General features: G+C 65.1%; 15 protein-coding genes. 8 read left to right on the top strand and 7 right to left on the bottom strand.

The features are described 5' to 3' along the window. Positions 1–6: 6 nt before the first annotated feature. The 4 genes from NLM15_RS03085 to NLM15_RS03070 all read right to left on the bottom strand — a co-directional run bounded on the left by NLM15_RS03085 (position 7) and on the right by NLM15_RS03070 (position 5,032). Positions 7–1,224 (bottom strand): substrate-binding protein, encoded by a 1,218-nt coding sequence (locus tag NLM15_RS03085; RefSeq protein WP_254115218.1) that lies wholly within the window; start codon positions 1,222–1,224, stop codon positions 7–9. 2 nt (positions 1,225–1,226) lie between these two features. After that, positions 1,227–2,084, bottom strand: coding sequence for a branched-chain amino acid ABC transporter permease (locus NLM15_RS03080; RefSeq protein ID WP_254115217.1), 858 nt, complete (start codon positions 2,082–2,084; stop codon positions 1,227–1,229). A 90-nt stretch (positions 2,085–2,174) separates the two neighbouring features. Next, on the bottom strand, positions 2,175–3,689 hold the full coding sequence (locus tag NLM15_RS03075; protein WP_254115216.1) for an amidase: 1,515 nt from the start codon (positions 3,687–3,689) through the stop codon (positions 2,175–2,177). A 152-nt stretch (positions 3,690–3,841) separates the two neighbouring features. Then, positions 3,842–5,032, bottom strand: a complete 1,191-nt coding sequence (locus NLM15_RS03070; protein WP_254115215.1) for a substrate-binding domain-containing protein — start codon at positions 5,030–5,032, stop codon at positions 3,842–3,844. Between the two features lie 178 nt (positions 5,033–5,210). Here NLM15_RS03070 and NLM15_RS03065 point away from each other — a divergent pair, with 178 nt between their 5' ends. Continuing rightward, positions 5,211–5,645 carry a MarR family transcriptional regulator gene (locus tag NLM15_RS03065; RefSeq protein WP_254115214.1) on the top strand — a complete coding sequence of 145 codons (435 nt, stop codon included), beginning with the start codon at positions 5,211–5,213 and terminating at the stop codon, positions 5,643–5,645. A 366-nt stretch (positions 5,646–6,011) separates the two neighbouring features. Here the strand turns inward: NLM15_RS03065 and secA are convergent, their stop codons facing one another. After that, positions 6,012–8,852, bottom strand: coding sequence for a preprotein translocase subunit SecA (gene secA, locus NLM15_RS03060; RefSeq protein WP_254115213.1), 2,841 nt, complete (start codon positions 8,850–8,852; stop codon positions 6,012–6,014). A 353-nt stretch (positions 8,853–9,205) separates the two neighbouring features. Between secA and NLM15_RS03055 the strand changes: the two genes are divergently transcribed. From NLM15_RS03055 to mutT, 3 genes are all read left to right on the top strand, one after another. After that, complete coding sequence (locus tag NLM15_RS03055) at positions 9,206–10,132, top strand: peptidylprolyl isomerase (protein WP_254115212.1); 927 nt, start codon at positions 9,206–9,208, stop codon at positions 10,130–10,132. A gap of 102 nt (positions 10,133–10,234) precedes the next feature. Further along, a complete protein-coding gene (argJ, locus tag NLM15_RS03050) occupies positions 10,235–11,476 on the top strand; it encodes a bifunctional glutamate N-acetyltransferase/amino-acid acetyltransferase ArgJ (RefSeq protein ID WP_254115211.1) in 1,242 nt (413 codons plus the stop codon). A 5-nt stretch (positions 11,477–11,481) separates the two neighbouring features. Then, the gene (gene mutT / locus NLM15_RS03045; RefSeq protein WP_254115210.1) at positions 11,482–11,892 is read left to right on the top strand and encodes an 8-oxo-dGTP diphosphatase MutT; all 411 of its coding nucleotides are present in this window, start codon (positions 11,482–11,484) and stop codon (positions 11,890–11,892) included. Between the two features lie 112 nt (positions 11,893–12,004). Here the strand turns inward: mutT and NLM15_RS03040 are convergent, their stop codons facing one another. After that, positions 12,005–12,853: a methyltransferase domain-containing protein gene (locus NLM15_RS03040; protein WP_254115209.1), complete on the bottom strand. Its 849-nt coding sequence runs from the start codon at positions 12,851–12,853 to the stop codon at positions 12,005–12,007. Between the two features lie 150 nt (positions 12,854–13,003). Between NLM15_RS03040 and NLM15_RS03035 the strand changes: the two genes are divergently transcribed. The 4 genes from NLM15_RS03035 to NLM15_RS03020 are packed head-to-tail and all read left to right on the top strand — an operon-like array spanning position 13,004 to position 15,475. Further along, complete coding sequence (locus tag NLM15_RS03035) at positions 13,004–13,813, top strand: ComF family protein (RefSeq protein ID WP_254115208.1); 810 nt, start codon at positions 13,004–13,006, stop codon at positions 13,811–13,813. 35 nt (positions 13,814–13,848) lie between these two features. Beyond that, complete coding sequence (gene grxC, locus NLM15_RS03030; protein ID WP_254124132.1) at positions 13,849–14,124, top strand: glutaredoxin 3; 276 nt, start codon at positions 13,849–13,851, stop codon at positions 14,122–14,124. Further along, positions 14,121–14,999, top strand: a complete 879-nt coding sequence (locus NLM15_RS03025; protein WP_254115207.1) for a carbon-nitrogen hydrolase family protein — start codon at positions 14,121–14,123, stop codon at positions 14,997–14,999. Before grxC ends, NLM15_RS03025 begins: the two co-directional genes overlap by 4 nt. Continuing rightward, the gene (locus tag NLM15_RS03020; RefSeq protein ID WP_254115206.1) at positions 14,996–15,475 is read left to right on the top strand and encodes a DUF1178 family protein; all 480 of its coding nucleotides are present in this window, start codon (positions 14,996–14,998) and stop codon (positions 15,473–15,475) included. Before NLM15_RS03025 ends, NLM15_RS03020 begins: the two co-directional genes overlap by 4 nt. A gap of 13 nt (positions 15,476–15,488) precedes the next feature. On the opposite strand, the gene NLM15_RS03015 is transcribed toward NLM15_RS03020, so the two are convergent. After that, positions 15,489–16,388 (bottom strand): EamA family transporter, encoded by a 900-nt coding sequence (locus NLM15_RS03015; RefSeq protein ID WP_254115205.1) that lies wholly within the window; start codon positions 16,386–16,388, stop codon positions 15,489–15,491. Between the last annotated feature and the right edge of the window lie 33 nt (positions 16,389–16,421).

Genomic DNA, 16,421 nt, shown 5'->3' with positions numbered 1-16,421 from the left:
TCCGCCTCAGCATTCCTTGGGATCGACCAGACCCTCGCTGCGCGCGACGATCTCGTAGTTCCCGCCCTTGGCGACCGCGGTGTACATCTTCATCTTGCAGTGCCGCTTGCCCGGCACCATTTCGGCCGGTCCGCCCGGGCCTTCGGCGATCTTGGCGTGATCAAGCGCGGCGGCGACGGACTCGCGGTCGATCTTGCCGGCTTCCTTGACGGCGGCCTCCCACAGCTTCAGGCCGCGATAGGTGCCGGTGGCAGCGCTGCCCGCGGCGAACAGGAAGTTGCCCGGAAAGTCCTTCTCGTAGGCCGCCTGGATCTTCGCGTCGAACGGGTTTTCCTTGGTCAGCACCTTGAAGTAATCGAGACAGCTTGCGAGCCCTTCGATCTCGGCGGCCTGATTGATGTTGAGCGTGTTCTCGTCATAGTAGACGCAAGCCAGACGCCCGCCGTTCTTGAGGAAGCCGGCTTCATAGAGCTGCTTGAAGAACGGACCGACGCCCGGCGGGATGACGGTGTTGAAGACGACGTCGACCTTGTTGGAGACGATGCGGTTGACGGTCGCGGAGAAATCGACCTGGTCGAGCGGGTAATATTCCTCGAACACGACCTCGCCGCCATTCGCCTCGATCACCTTGCGGGCATAGACGTTGAGCGTGTGCGGCCAGACGTAATTGGCGCTGGGCAGCGCGAACTTCTTGCCGCCGTTCTTGATCAGCCAGGGGATGAACTCGTCGCACTGCTGCGCCGGCGTCGGCCCGGTGCAGAACAGATAGGGTGTGCACTCCTTGCCCTCGTAGAGCTGCGGATAGATGTAGAGCGTCTTGCCGCGTGCCACGATCGGGTCCTTGATCGCGTTGCGCATCGAGGAGGTGATGCCGCCGAGCACCATGTCGACCTTGTCGCGCTGGATCAGCTTGCGGACGTTGCCGACGGCGACGGATTCGTTGGAGGCGGTGTCCTCGATGAAGAGCTCGAGCGGGCGGCCGAGCAGGCCGCCGGCCGCGTTGATCTCCTTGATCACCATCTTTGCGACGTTGGCGTCGGCATTGCCGGCATAAGCGATCGGGCCGGTCAGGTCGGTGGCGATGCCGACCTTGATCGGGCCTTCCGCCGCATTGGCCCACGGCGCCGGGATCACCCAGCTGCCGACGCCGGTCGCGACCGCACCGGTGGTGAACGCAAGGTTGGACAGGAAGCGGCGACGTGAAAGTTGAGTACGATCGAACATGACTAAACCCCTTTTCCAGCGATGAGGCCCTGTGGCCGAAATTTGATGAAGACAATGGCGAGCACGAAGACGAGGACGTCGGCGACGACGGGCGCCATCACCCATGGCAGCGCGGCGCTGAGCGTGCCGATGACGCCGGCGCCCGCGACCGGTCCGATGAAGGAGCCGACGCCGCCGACCATCACCGCGACGAAGCCCTGGATCAGGAAGCGCAGGCCGAGATCGGCGTAGAGGCTGAACACCGGCACGATCAACGCACCGGCAAGGCCGGCGAGCGCTGACCCAAAGGCAAACGTGGCGCCGTACATCAGGGGCGTGGAAATGCCGGAGGCACGCGCCAGCGACGGATTTTCCAGCGTGGCGCGCATACGCAGGCCAAAGCTCGTCCGCGACAGCAGGAGATAGCAGCCCGCCATCACCAGCAGCGTGATGACGATGATGGTGAAGCGCCAGGCCGAGATATGGATCGTACCGATGTCGATGGAGCCGCCGATCGGCTCGGGCACGGTGAGATAGAAGCCGCCGATCAGGCCACGTACGGCCTCGCGGATGATCAGGCCGAGCGCATAGGTGCCGAGCATCGCCACGATCGGCGCGGCGTAGAAGCGGCGGATGATCAGCGCCTCCAGCACGAAGCCGAGCGCCCCGACCAAGACGGGCGCCGCGAGCATGCCGGCCCAGATCGGCAGGCCCTTGGCGTAGGCGAGATAGGTGATGTAGGCCCCGAGCAGGACGAACTCGCCTTGCGCGAAGTTGAAGATGCCCATCATGCTGGCGATGATCCCGAGCCCCAGCACGATCAGGACGATGATCGCGCCAAAGCTCAGGATCTCGAACGCCGCGACGAACGCGTTAGCCATGCGCCAGAGCCTTTCCCGTTCCGATGGAATCGGAACAGGGCTCTGGGTTGTTGTTCTGACGCGTTCCGTCCGTCTGCATCAATGCCTCGCTCACATCTTCTTCCAGTCGCCGATCTGCTCGAAGGCATGCGCGGCGCGGTAGATGGTGGATTCCTCGAACATCCGGCCGACCAGCATCAGGCCGACCGGCAGGCCGTCGACCATGCCGCAGGGCAGCGACATCGCGGGATGATGGGTGATGTCGAACGGGGCGGTGTTGGAGATCATCTCCAGCGCGCGGGCGACATAGTCCTCGCGGCTGGCGGTGGGCTCCGGCAGCTTGGTTGCCTTCATCGGCGTGGTCGGCAGCAGCAGCAGGTCGTAGTCGCCGAACGCCTTGTCATAGGCTGCGGTCAGGCGTCGCGAGATGTTGAGCGCCTTGCCGTAATAGCGGGGACCGAACGTGTTGTTGATGTAGGTGCCGAGCATCAGGAACAGCTTTGTCGTCTCGGACAGCGAGTCCGCCTGCCGGCGCCAGCCGCGGTGGAAATCCATCAGCGAGGTCGAGTAGAGATCGGCACGGGACAGGCCGTAGCCGTCGCCGTACATCATGGTCTGGGTCATGCCTTCGGTGCCGATCGGGGTCCAGATCGCGGGACCGACGAGATGCATCGGGATCGAGACGGTCTCGACCGTCGCACCCAGATCCCTGAAGCGCTTGGCGGCCTCGCGGACGCTCTCATTGACAGCGGCCTCCGCGGTCGGCTGCTCAAAACCTTCCTTGAGGATGCCGATCTTCATGCCCTTCACGCCCTGGCCGAGCGCCTTGGTGTACTCGTCGACCTTCGGTGCCTTGATGCGCGGATCGTAGCCGTCGTCGCCGGCCAGCACTTCGAGCAACAGCGCGTTGTCGGCGACGGTCGCGGTCATCGGGCCGGTGTGATCGACGAAGATCTCGATCGGCATGATGCCGGTGTAGGGCACGAGGCCCCAGGTCGGCTTCATGCCGTAGGTGCCGCAGAACGAGGACGGCATGCGGATCGAGCCGCCCTGGTCGCCGCCGATCGCCATGTCGACCTCGCCCAGCGCGACCACGACGCCGCTGCCCGACGATGAGCCGCCGGCCGAATAGCCCATTTTGTAGGGATTATGGACGGCACCCGCCGCATTGGTGTGGCTGCCGCCGGACATGCAGAAGGATTCGCAATGCACCTTGCCCTTGATCTCGGCACCGGCGTCCAGCATGCGCGTGACGATGGTGGCGTCGAAATCGGGAACGTAGCCTTCGAGCGTCGTCGAGCCGTTCATCATGGGAACGCCGGCGAGCATGATGTTGTCTTTCAGCGCGACGGTCTTGCCCTTGAGCTTGCCGCTGGCGGCGCCCTTCACGGTCGATTTGCGGTACCAGGCGTTGCGCGGGTTTTCCTCCGCCGACGGCTGATAGCCCGGCGTGCGCGGATATTTGACCACCGGCACTTCATCCGGCATCGCGCCGACGAGATTGTAGGCTTCGATCGAGCCCTGCATCAGGCCACGGAACGAGGCGACGTCGTCGTCGGTGAGCGAAAGGCCGCACTGCTCGGCGACACTGCGAAGCTGGGCTGGCGTGGGAAGGACAACTGTCACGGCGCTCTCCTGAAGTTTCTTTGAACTGTCGCTGCGCGCCGCCGCGACGCGCGCGACGCGCGCGGCGACCCTGCCGAAACATTCAAAACGGAAATATTTTCCTTTTCAAGTATTATTTTGAAATGCGGCCTGTCCGGATTGCCGCGGCAAACTCAGACCGGTTTGATCAGCTTGAAGTCGAGGCCGTCGGCCTCGGCGAGATACATCTGCATCCGGGCGTGACCGTTGCGAACGACGACCGGGCCGCGCGCGCCGCCGTAAACGATGTTGCGGCCCGCCGCGAGCATCGGCGCCATCGCCAGCGAACCGGCCTTTTTCGCCACGGCTTCGAGGAAACGCAGGCCTTCATAGCTGGACTGGCCGAGTGAGCCGATCGGCGGGGCGTTCGGCCCGAACATCGCGCGATAGCGGATCTGGAAGTCGTCATTGGCCCGCGAGCCGATCCAGGAGAAATAGCCGGACGCGCAGAACATGTTCTCGCTGTTGTCGGCGCCAATGCCGAGCAGCACGGTCTCGTCCATGGCGCCGGCCAGCCGCAACGTCGTGGCGCCGAGGCCGCATTCGCCGAAGGCACGGTTGAAGGTGATGCTGTCGGTGCCGATCAGCGAAATCAGCACGACGTCGGGCCTCGCGGCTCGGATGCGCGCCAGATGCGGCTCGTGATTGTCCTCGCCGAGGGGAACGAACTCTTCGCCGACGACATGGCCGCCGGTTTCCCTGATGTAGTTCTTCACGGCGCGATGCGATTGCCAGGGCCAGACATAGTCGCTGCCGATCAGGTACCAGCGCGACGCCTTCTTGACGTCGGCAAGCCAGTGGATCGACGGCCGGCTCTGCCAGCGCGGCGTCTCGCCAATCGCCATCACGCCGGGCGTGCGCTCGCCGCCCTCGTAGACGGGCGTGTAGATGTAGGGAATGCGGTGGCGCGTGGTGACGTCGCGCAAGCCGACGCGGATCGCGCTGGTGTGCAGCCCGACGATGAGATCGAGCTCGTCGAAAGCGATCGCCTGCTCGGCGCGGTTCAGGACCTCGTCGAGCGGCCCGCCGGCGTCGTAGATCGAAAGCTCGATCTCGCGGCCAAGGATGCCGCCCCGCTTGTTGATCTCGGCGACCGCGAGCTGCGCGCTGTTCGTCGCGCAGGGGCCCCAGACCCCCGGCGATCCGGTGCAGCAGATGAATCCGCCGATGCGCAGCTTGTTGGCGCCGCGCCGCCTGAGGAAGGCGTGATCGCCCGGCGACAACGCTCCATCGGCATCAGCCGCCGATGACGACAGATTCCTGAGCAGCATGGACGGCGGCAACGCCGGGCCGCCGTGAGCCGGGAAGTTCACCGTCGTGCGCACGCCTACTCCTGTCTGGCACCAGACTTGAAAGCACATTCTTCGGGCGACCGCGGCATCCGCCCTTTTGTTGGGCAATATCCTATTTTGAAAATATTGAATATTCAACAATTGAAGTGCATATAGATGCAGCATTGATTGCAAGACATTCACTCATTTGGGTCAAGACGAAGTCTTAGCCGTGGCAAAACCGAACTCTCCGATCACCGAACACCTCGCCTACCTGCTCGCGCAAGCAAACCGGGAGATCAACCGGCAGCTCGAACTACGGTTGAGCAAGGAAGGCGTGCCCGTCGAGCAATGGCGCATCCTCAAGGTTCTCTCCGATGGCAGCGGCCATTCGATGGGCGAACTCGCGGACGCCGTGCTGCTCAACCATCCGACGCTGACCAAGATGATCGACCGCATGGTCTCCGACACGCTGGTCTATCGCGTGCAGGACCCGAACGACCGCCGCAAGGTGCTGATGTTCATCTCCGACCGCGGCAAGGTGCTGTGCAAGAAGCTCAACTCGCTCGCGGTGGACCAGGAGGAGCACATCCTGGAGAGCTACGGCGACAAGTCCACGAGCGAATTGAAGCGGCTGCTGGAGAGCCTGATCGACAGCTCGAATTGAGTGGCGGCTTCGCGCGGCCCTCTCAGCACGTCGTCCCGGACAAGCGAAGCGCAGATCCGGGATCCATAACCACAGACCGTGGTTGTTTCAGAGATTAGGAGTTGTGCTTTCGTGCGCGGTACGACGACTGCGCGTCGCCGATAGATTCCGCGGTATGGGTCCCTGCGTTCGCAGGGACGACGGTGTGGTGGCAGTTGCAAGCCACACATTCGCCTGTCATCGCCCGATTAAATCGGGCGATCCAGTATTCCAGAGACCGCTGTGATTGAGCCGAGGGGCCACGGCGTACTGGGTCGCCCGGTTAAACCGGGCGACGACAGTGGAAGGTGAGGCGACGATGTCGCGCCTCACTAGGACATTCAGATCCTAGCCGTACCGCCCGTGGCAATGCTTGTACTTCTTGCCTGAGCCGCACGGGCAATCCTCGTTGCGGCCGACCTTGCCCCAGCTTGCCGGGTTCTTGGGATCGCGCAGCGCAGCGTCGGTGGCCTGCGGGGCCAGCGTCACGCTGGCGAGGGCCATTTCGTCCTCGCCGGTGTCCGGGTTGAGCTTATGCGCTTCCATCTGCGGCAGGACAGGAGCTTCCTGCTCCGGCGGGACGATCTCGACGCGCATCAGCTGCGCCGTGACGGCCTCGCGCAAGTGGGCGCTCATCTCCTGGAAGAGATTGAAGGCTTCGGTCTTGTACTCCTGCAAGGGATCGCGCTGGCCGTAGCCGCGCAGGCCGATGACCTGACGCAGATGGTCGAGCATGATCAGGTGCTCGCGCCAGAGATGGTCGAGCGTCTGCAGCAAAATGGTCTTCTCGACGTAACGCATCACGTCGGGACCCCACTGCGCGACCTTGGCGGCCATGTGCTCGTCGGCCTTGGTCTCGATGCGGGTGAGCAGCTCCTCGTCGGCGATGCCCTCTTCCTTCGCCCAGTCGTCGACCGGCAGGTCGAGATCGAGCACGCGCTTCAGCTCGTCCTTCAGGCCGGCGACGTCCCACTGCTCGGCATAGGCATGCTCGGGCACGTGCTTGGCGACGAGATCGTCGATGAAGGCGTGGCGCATGTCGGAGATCGTCTCGGCGACGCTCTCGTCCTTCATCAAATCGACGCGCTGGTCGAAGATCACCTTGCGCTGGTCGTTCTGGACGTTGTCGAACTTGAGCAGGTTCTTGCGGATGTCGAAGTTGCGCGCCTCGACCTTCTGCTGCGCCTTCTCGAGCGCCTTGTTGATCCAGGGATGGATGATCGCCTCGCCTTCCTTCAGGCCGAGACGCTGCAGCATGCTGTCGAGGCGATCCGAGCCGAAGATGCGCATCAGATCGTCTTCCAGCGACAGGAAGAACTTCGAGCGGCCGGGGTCGCCCTGACGGCCGGAGCGGCCGCGCAGCTGGTTGTCGATGCGGCGGGATTCGTGGCGCTCGGAGCCCATGATGTAGAGGCCGCCGGGCTTCTTCACGGTCTTGGCGGGCTTACTACCCTTGGCCGGCTCGATCTCGACCTCTTCCTCGGCCCTCAGCACGATGTCGCGGAAGTGCTCGATGTCGGCCTTGATCTGCTCGATCTTCTTGGCCTTCTCGGCCTCGTCCTCGATGCCCGCAGTCTCCTGCTGGATGCGCATCTCGAGCGAGCCGCCGAGCTTGATGTCGGTACCGCGGCCGGCCATGTTGGTCGCGATCGTGATCGCACCGGGCACGCCGGCTTCCGCGACGATATAGGCTTCCTGCTCGTGGAAGCGCGCGTTCAGCACCGCGAACAGCTTGGCCGGCTTGCCGGCGCGGGCGGCGGCGTACAGCTTCTGCATCGAGTTTTCGTTGCCGAAATCGATCTGCCGGTAGCCGTGCTTCTTCAGATATTCGGCGATCACTTCCGACTTTTCGATCGAGGCGGTGCCGACCAGCACCGGCTGCAGGCGCGCATTGGCGCGCTCGATCTCGGCCAGGATCGCGGCGTATTTCTCGTTCTGGGTGCGATAGACCTCGTCGTCCTCGTCGAGGCGGGCGACCGACAGATTGGTCGGGATTTCCACGACCTCGAGCTTGTAGATGTCGAACAATTCGTCGGCTTCGGTCAGCGCCGTACCGGTCATGCCGGCGAGCTTTTCGTACATCCGGAAATAGTTCTGGAAGGTGATCGAGGCCAGCGTCTGGTTTTCCGGCTGGACCTGGACATGCTCCTTGGCTTCCAGCGCCTGGTGCAGGCCTTCCGAATAGCGCCGGCCGGCCATCATGCGTCCGGTGAACTCGTCGATGATGACGACCTCGTCGTCGCGGACGATGTAGTCCTTGTCGCGCGTGAACAGCGTGTGGGCGCGCAGCGCCTGGTTGATGTGGTGCACGACGGAGACGTTCTCGACGTCGTAGAGCGACTCGCCCTTGAGCTGGCCGGCGTCACGCAGCAACGTCTCGATCTTCTCCATGCCGCCTTCGGTCAGCGTCACCGTACGCTGCTTCTCGTCGACCTCGTAGTCGGTCTTGTCGAGCTTGGGCAGGAAGCCGTCGATGGTGTTGTAGAATTCCGAACGGTCGTCGAGCGGGCCGGAGATGATCAGCGGCGTGCGCGCTTCGTCGATCAGGATGGAATCGACCTCGTCGACGATGGCGTAGAAGTGCGGCCGCTGGACCATGTCCTCGAGCCGGTACTTCATGTTGTCGCGCAGATAGTCGAAGCCGTATTCGTTGTTGGTGCCGTAGGTGATGTCGCAGGCATAGGCGGCCTTGCGCTCGGCATCGTCCAGGCCATGGACGATCACGCCCGTGGTCATGCCGAGGAAGCCGTAGATCTGGCCCATCCAGCCGGAGTCGCGGCGGGCGAGGTAGTCGTTGACGGTGACGACGTGGACGCCCTTGCCGGCGAGCGCGTTCAGGTACACCGCAAGCGTTGCGACCAGCGTCTTGCCTTCGCCGGTCTTCATCTCGGCGATGTCGCCCTCGTGCAGCACGATGCCGCCGATCAGCTGGACGTCGAAATGGCGCTGGCCGAGCGTCCGCTTGGCGGCCTCGCGCACGGTGGCGAAGGCGGGCACCAGCAGGTCGTCGAGCGTCTTGCCTTCGGCGAGCTGCTTCTTGAATTCGGCGGTGCGGGCCTTCAGCGCCTCGTCGGAGAGTTTCGAGACCTCCGGCTCCAGCGCGTTGATCGCGTTGACGCGGGACTGATATCCCTTCACCCGCCGGTCGTTGGCGGAGCCGAAAAACTTGCGGGCGAGCGCGCCGATCATGCCTAGTTCCTGTGTTCGCGATTTAACCGCGGTGCAGCCAAGAAGTTGTCACCCGCCTGCCTATCAACTCACCGTGACGCCTGATGGCGCCAGAGCCCGGACTGCGGGGGTCATCCGCCATATGGGTGGGAATTGGGCAAGTCTGGGTTCAACGGCCAAAAACGCAGCAAAATAAACGCCATCGCCATGGTCGCGACCGGGCAGAGATATGGCCCGGTCAGGGCCTTGTCAACGGCGGGCGCATTGCGGCTAATTCATCATTTTGACAGACTTTTCGCGTTGCCAAGCCCCCCTGAATTGGGCGAGTGTCCGCCCCGCTCGAGCAGCCCCCTGCTTCAACAAAAGGATTTTCCATGACCACCTCGTTCCCGGTAATCACCGGCCAGCGTTTCCGCTATGCGTCCGCCCTGGCTGGCAGCCTCGCTCTGGCGCTGACCCTGGCGTTTGCGGGCCCGCTCCGGGCCGCTGACGATCCGGTGCTGGCGAAGGTCAATGGCGCGGAAATCAGGAAGAGCGACGTCGCCATGGCCGAGGAGGAACTCGGACCGAGCCTCGCCCAGATGGACCCGGCGACCAAGGACGAGAACGTCCTGTCGTTCCTGATCGACATGAAGATCGTCGGCAAGGCTGCCGAGGACAAGAAGGTCGCCGACAGCGAGGAGTTCAAGAAGCGCCTGGCGTTCGCCCGCAACCGCCTGCTGATGGACAGCCTGCTCGCGGGCGAGGGCAAGGCCGCCACCACCCCCGACGCCATGAAGAAGGTCTACGAGGAGGCCTCCAAGCAGATCACCGGCGAGCAGGAGGTGCGCGCCCGCCACATCCTGGTCGAGACCGAGGACGAGGCCAAGGCGGTGAAGGCCGAGCTCGACAAGGGCGCCGATTTCGCCGAGCTCGCCAAGAAGAAGTCCAAGGATCCGGGCTCGGCCGACGGCGGCGACCTCGGCTTCTTCACCAAGGAACAGATGGTGCCGGAATTCTCGGCGGTCGCCTTCGCGCTGGAGCCGGGCAAGATCTCCGATCCCGTGAAGTCGCAGTTCGGCTGGCACATCATCAAGGTCGAGGAAAAGCGCAACCGCAAGGCGCCGGACTTCGAGCAGGTCAAGGCGCAGATCGAGCAGTACGTCACCCGCAAGGCCCAGGCCGACTACGTCGCCAAGCTGCGCGCGGAGGCCAAGGTCGAACGGCTGGACCAGCCGGCGGCGGATGCCAAGCCGGCCGACGCGGCCAAGACCGACGCCAAGCCGTCCGACAGCAAGATGGCGCCCCCCGCGAAGAAGTAAGAATTCGCTGTCACTTCACGGACGCCAATAGTATCTAACGTCGCAATGGCCGGGCAAACGCCCGGCCATCTGCATATCCAGACCTCACCAAGGCGCCCCGCGATGTCCTCCTCCGTCTCCCCGCTCGCCCCCAAAACCGTTCCAGACATGCCCGTGATCGCGGGCGTCCGTCTTGCGACGGCCGAAGCCGGCATCCGCTACAAGAACCGCACCGACGTGCTGCTGGCGGTGATGGACAAGGGCACCGCGGTCGCCGGCGTCTTCACCAAGTCGAAATGCCCGTCCGCGCCGGTGGAATGGTGCCGCACCAAGTTGAAGGGCGGCAAGGCGCGCGCACTGGTGGTGAATTCCGGCAATGCCAATGCCTTCACCGGCAAGACCGGGCGAGCCTCCACCGCGCTGACCGCGAAGATCGCGGCCAAGGCGGTCGGCTGCAGCGAGGGCGAAATCTTCCTGGCCTCCACCGGCGTGATCGGCGAGCCGCTGGACGCGACCAAGTTCGACGGCGTGCTCGGCCGCCTCGCGGAAACTGCCGAGGCCGGCGACTATCTGGCGGCCGCCAAGGCGATCATGACCACCGACACCTTCCCGAAGGTCGCGACCGCGACCGTCAAGCTCGGCAAGGCCAAGGTCACCATCAACGGCATGGCCAAGGGCGCCGGCATGATCGCGCCCGATATGGCGACTATGCTGTCCTTCATCTTCACCGACGCCCCGATCGCACCGGCCGCGCTGCAGGCGCTGCTCAAGGCCGGCGTCGAGGACACCTTTAACGCGGTGACGATCGACGGCGACACCTCGACCTCGGACACGCTGCTGGCCTTCGCCACCGGTGCTGCCGCCGAGCATGGCGCGCCAAAGATCAGCCGCGCCAGCGACCCGCGCCTCAAGGCCTTCGTCAAGGCGTTCAACCAGGTGCTCGCCAATCTGTCCGAGCAGGTCGCCCGCGACGGCGAGGGCGCGCGCAAGCTGGTCGAGATCACGGTCGAGGGCGCCAAGACCAAGGCCTCGGCACGCAAGATCGCGATGTCGATCGCCAACTCGCCGCTGGTGAAGACCGCGATCGCCGGCGAGGACGCCAATTGGGGCCGCGTGGTGATGGCGGTCGGCAAGGCCGGCGAGCCGGCCGATCGCGACAAGCTCTCGATCTCCTTCAACGGCATCCGCGTCGCCAAGAGCGGCGCACGCGATCCGTCCTATGACGAAGCGCAAGTGTCGGAGGCGATGAAGGCCCCGGAAATCGCGATCAAGGTCTCGCTCGGCCTCGGCAAGGGCCGCGACCGCGTGCTGACCTGCGACCTCACCAAGGAGTATGTCGCGATCAACGGGGATTACCGGTCGTAAACCTCATGACCGATCTCAAGCTGACATTGGTGGTGGCCTGCGCGCTTGTCGACGCCGACAAGCGCGTGCTGATCGCACAGCGCCCCGCGGGCAAGACGCTTGCCGGCCTCTGGGAGTTTCCCGGCGGCAAGCTCGAGCCCGGCGAGCGGCCGGAGCAGAGCCTGATCCGCGAGCTGCATGAAGAGCTCGGCATCACCGTCGCCGAGCCATGCCTGGCGCCGCTGACATTCGCGAGCTACGGCTACGAGACCTTTCACCTGCTGATGCCGCTCTATATCTGCCGGCGCTGGGAGGGACAGGTAGAAGCGCGCGAAGGCCAGACCCTCGCCTGGGTCCGCGCCAACAAGCTCCGCGACTATCCGATGCCGCCAGCGGACATTCCGCTGATCCCGCATTTGATTGATTTGTTGATGTGAGTTCAGACCTCATCCTGAGGAGCCGCGAAGCGGCGTCTCGAAGGATGGCCGCGGGTGAGAGCCGGGCCTGCATGGTTCGAGACGGCGCTGACGCGCCTCCTCACCATGAGGATCACTCCTTCCCCGCCTTCTTCACCGCTTCCGCGAGGCTTGCTTTCGCCGACCCCGGCTTCAGCGGCTGCTGCTGGCTCGCATGCGGCGCCCAGCCGGAGAGCCAGACGATGTCGAACGTCGCGCGGATGCGGCCGTCGGCATCGGCAAAACGCTCAGTGTAGATTTCCGCCATGCGCAGCAGCGTTGCGCGACGGCTCGGCGCGCGGCGCCGCTCGATCAGCACATTGGCCGCGCCCATGCGGCGAAGATCCTGCATCAGCGCGAACGCATTGGCGTAGCGCACCACGACGCGGTCGACGTCGGTGACCGGCAGCGCAAAGCCCGCCCGTTGCAACAGTGCGCCGATGTCGCGCAAATCCGCGAACGGCGCCACGCGCGGCGACACGCCGCCCTCGCATTCGGCTTCGGCGGCGGCAAAGGCCTGGCGCAGCTCGGTCAGGCTGTCGCCACCGATCATTGCGGCGAGCAGCAGGCCATCCGGCTTCAACGCGCGGCGGATTTGCGCGAGCACGCCCGGCAGGTCGTTGACGAATTGCAGCGCCAGTGCCGAGACGACGAGGTCGAGGCTTTCCGGCGCGAAGGGGAGCGTCTCGACGCCCGCCGCATCGAGCGCGATCCGTTGGATGGAGGGAAGCCGAGTGCGCAGTCCAGCGAGCCCTTCACTGGGCGTCCAGAGATCGACCGGGGCGTGAAACTCGCGCATCACGGCGGCCAGCCGGTCGGACATGTCCTCGGCGACGCGATCGAGCAGGAACGTCACCTCGCCCTGCGTCCGCGCGCGCCCCTGCCGCGCATGCAGAAGCGCACGATCGAACAGAGCAGGCGGAGCTTGAGGGGTCTGGGCCATGCCGCTGGTTACGCTGATCCCAATGGTTCTGGCAATCTCCTCTCGCGTGTCCCGGACGCGCTACTGCGCACCGCCGAAGTGGCGCTGCGCCGCGTCCGGGGCACGAGGGCGCGGCTTGAGCGGATTGTCGCGGAACGCTAGCCTGCCCTCATGGAAGCCGACGCCGCCCCCACCCGCTCCATCGCCGCACCGTTGCGGGCCGCATGGACGGCCGGCCGCACCGCGCTGTCACGCGCGGCAAGGCTTGCGCTCGACATTGCGCTGCCGACGCTGTGCGTGTCGTGCCGCGAGCCGGTCGATGGCGAGGGCGTTTGCGCGGCCTGCTGGACGCGGCTGTCGTTCATCGAACGGCCCTATTGCCCGCGGCTTGGCATCCCCTTCGTATACGACCCCGGCCCCGACATGCTGTCGATGGAGGCGATCGCGAGCCCCCCGGCCTACCAGCGGGCGCGCGCGGCGGTGCGCTATGACGACGTCGCGCGCACGCTGGTCCATGCGCTGAAATACCAGGACCGCACGGATCTGGCGCCGGCCATGGGCCGCTGGATGGCACGCGCAGGCGGCGAGCTGCTCGCCGGGGCCGATATGCTGGTGCCCGTGCCCTTGCATTGGCGCAGGGCCTGGCGCCGCCGCTACAACCAGTCGGGAGCGCTGGCGCGCATCATCGCACGGCAAAGCGGGGTGACGGTGAAGGCCGAGGTGCTGCGCCGGGTACGCGCCACCGAGCAGCAGATCGGCCTGTCGCGGGCCCAGCGGGCCACCAATGTGCAGGGGGCGTTCCAGGTATCCCCCGACCGTCAGGTCGAAATCCAGGGCCGCCGGATCATCCTGATCGACGACGTCCTGACCTCGGGCGCGACGCTGGACGCCTGCGCGCGGGCCCTGCTTCGCGCCAAGGCGGCCCAGGTCGACGTGCTGGTCTTCGCCCGGGTTGTCGAGAGCGGCCCCCGTCCCATATAGTTCAATGAATTCATGACATGAGAGCGCCAGACGACATGACCGCTGCTGTCGAGATCTACACCAGGCCGGGCTGCGGCTATTGTTCCGCCGCCCGGTCGCTGCTGACCCGCAAGAAGGCGACCTTCACGGAGTTCGACATCGCCAAGGACCCGTCCTGGCGCCAGGAGATGTACGACCGCGCCGGCGACGGCTCGACCTTCCCGCAGATCTGGATCGGCGGAACTCACATTGGTGGCTGCGACGACCTCTACGCGCTGGATCGTGAAGGCAAGCTCGACGGCATGCTCGACAACGTAAAGGCGGTGTCATGAGCGAGAACCGCACTTTCACCGCCGCCATGGTGCAGATGCGCACCGGCCTGATGCCCGAGCCGAGCCTCGCGCAGGCCACCAGGTTGATCCGGCAGGCCGCGGCCAACGGCGCCGACTACGTGCAGACGCCCGAAGTCAGCAACATGATGCAGCTCAACCGCAAGGCGCTGTTCGAGCATCTCCAGCGCGAAGAGGACGACACCTCGCTGAAGGCGTACCGGGCGCTCGCGGCGGAACTCGGGATTCACATCCATGTCGGCTCGCTGGCGCTACGCTTCTCGGAGGAGAAGGCGGTCAACCGTTCCTTCCTGATCGGGCCCGAGGGCAATGTGCTCGCGAGCTACGACAAGATCCACATGTTCGACATCGAGCTACCGGACGGCGAGAGCTATCGCGAATCCGCCAATTACCAGCCGGGCGAGACCGCGGTGATCTCCGACCTGCCCTGGGGCCGCGTCGGGCTGACGATCTGCTACGACGTGCGCTTCCCTGCGCTCTACCGTGCGCTGGCCGAAAGCGGCGCGTCCTTCATCACGGTGCCGTCCGCCTTCACCCGCAAGACCGGTGAGGCGCATTGGCACATCCTGCTGCGTTCGCGCGCGATCGAGACCGGCTGCTTCATCTTCGCCGCCGCGCAGGCCGGCCTGCACGAGAACAAGCGCGAGACGTTTGGCCACTCCCTGATCATCGACCCCTGGGGCGAAATCCTTGCCGAGGGCGATGTCGAGCCCGGCATCATCATGGCCAAAATCGATCCGGCCAAGGTCGAGACCGCGCGCCGCGCGATCCCATCGCTCCAGCACGGCCGCCGCTTCGGCGTCGCAGACCCCAAGGCCGGGCCAGACCATCTGCATCTCGTGCGGGGATCGGCATGATCCGCTACGCGCTCCACTGCGACCGCAACCACGCATTCGAAAGCTGGTTCCAGAGCTCGTCGGCCTACGATTCGCAGGTGAAGCGCAAGCTCGTGACCTGTCCGATCTGCGGCTCGGCCAAGGTCGACAAGGCGATCATGGCGCCGCGCATCGTCGGCAAGAAGGGCCGCGGGCGTGCGACGCCACCGCCGGAGCCGGCCACGACGACGCCCGAGGCAGCTCCATCAGGGCCGACCTCGCTGATGATGGCGCAAGAGAAGGAGCTGCGCGCCAAGCTCAAGGAGCTGCGCGATCACATCGTCAAAAATGCCGACAATGTCGGCGAGCGTTTTGCCAACGAAGCCCGTGCGATGCATTACGGCGACAAGGAGCACCGCCCGATCTACGGCGAGGCCTCGCCCGACGAGGCCAAGTCCCTGATCGACGAAGGCATCGAGGTGTCGCCACTGCCGACGCTGCCGGAAGACAGGAACTGACGCGCGCTGCGCGTCAGACTCCCACGAGCAACGCGACTCCAACAACGATCAGCACGATCCCGAAAATCTCGCGCGGCGCGATCGGCTGCTTGAACGAGTAGTACGCCACGGCCTGTGCGAACAGCACCTCGATCAGAGCGAGCGTGCGGACATTGGCGGCCGCCGTCAGCGCGAACGCCAGGAACCAGAATTGCGAGGCGAAAGCGCCCATGAAGCCGGCGAGCAGCGACGGCTTCCACAGCCCCAGGATCGACTGAAGCACTTTTGGCGCCTGCCAGAGCAGATAGATCGTCAGGATCAGCGTCTGCACGAACAGGCCGAGCACCAGCGTGAACGAGGCCGCCGTCACGAAGGAGACATCAGGGACGTTGATGATGGCACCGCGGAAGCCGACCGCTGAGAGCGCGAACGCTGCGGCCGCGACGAGACCGGTGATGGTCGGCTTCAGCTCCGCAAAGCTCTTCTCGCCGCCGGGCCGCAGCGCGGTGATGACGACGCCGACTGTCGCGATCACGATCGCCAGCACCTTCAGCCAGGTCAGGTGATCGCCGAGGAAGATGAAGCCGAAGATCGCGGTCTGGATCGCCTCGGTCTTGAGGTACGCCGTCGTCACCACGAAGGAGCGATCGTTCATCGCGAGCAGCATCAGCCCGGTCGCGACGATCTGGCTGAGCGCCCCGAGCAGCAGCCACGGCCAGAACACGCCCGGCGGCATGCCGAGATGATCGCCGGTCGCGACCAGCACCACCCCAAGGAACAGCAGCGAGAACGGAAAACCGAACAGGAAGCGGATATTGGTCGCGCCCCAGGTCCCCAGCGGCTTCGTCAGCGACCGCTGCATCGCATTGCGCGCGACCTGGCCCAGCGCGGCAATGACTGTGAAGGGAATCCAGAGGCTGGCGATGGTGAGCATGGGGGTAGCTAAAGCGGGGAAAGGATTGCGGCC

It is taken from the genome of Bradyrhizobium sp. CCGB20 (genome assembly GCF_024199855.1).
Classification (GTDB): domain Bacteria; phylum Pseudomonadota; class Alphaproteobacteria; order Rhizobiales; family Xanthobacteraceae; genus Bradyrhizobium.
This window is presented reverse-complemented; position numbering and strand designations above follow the sequence as displayed.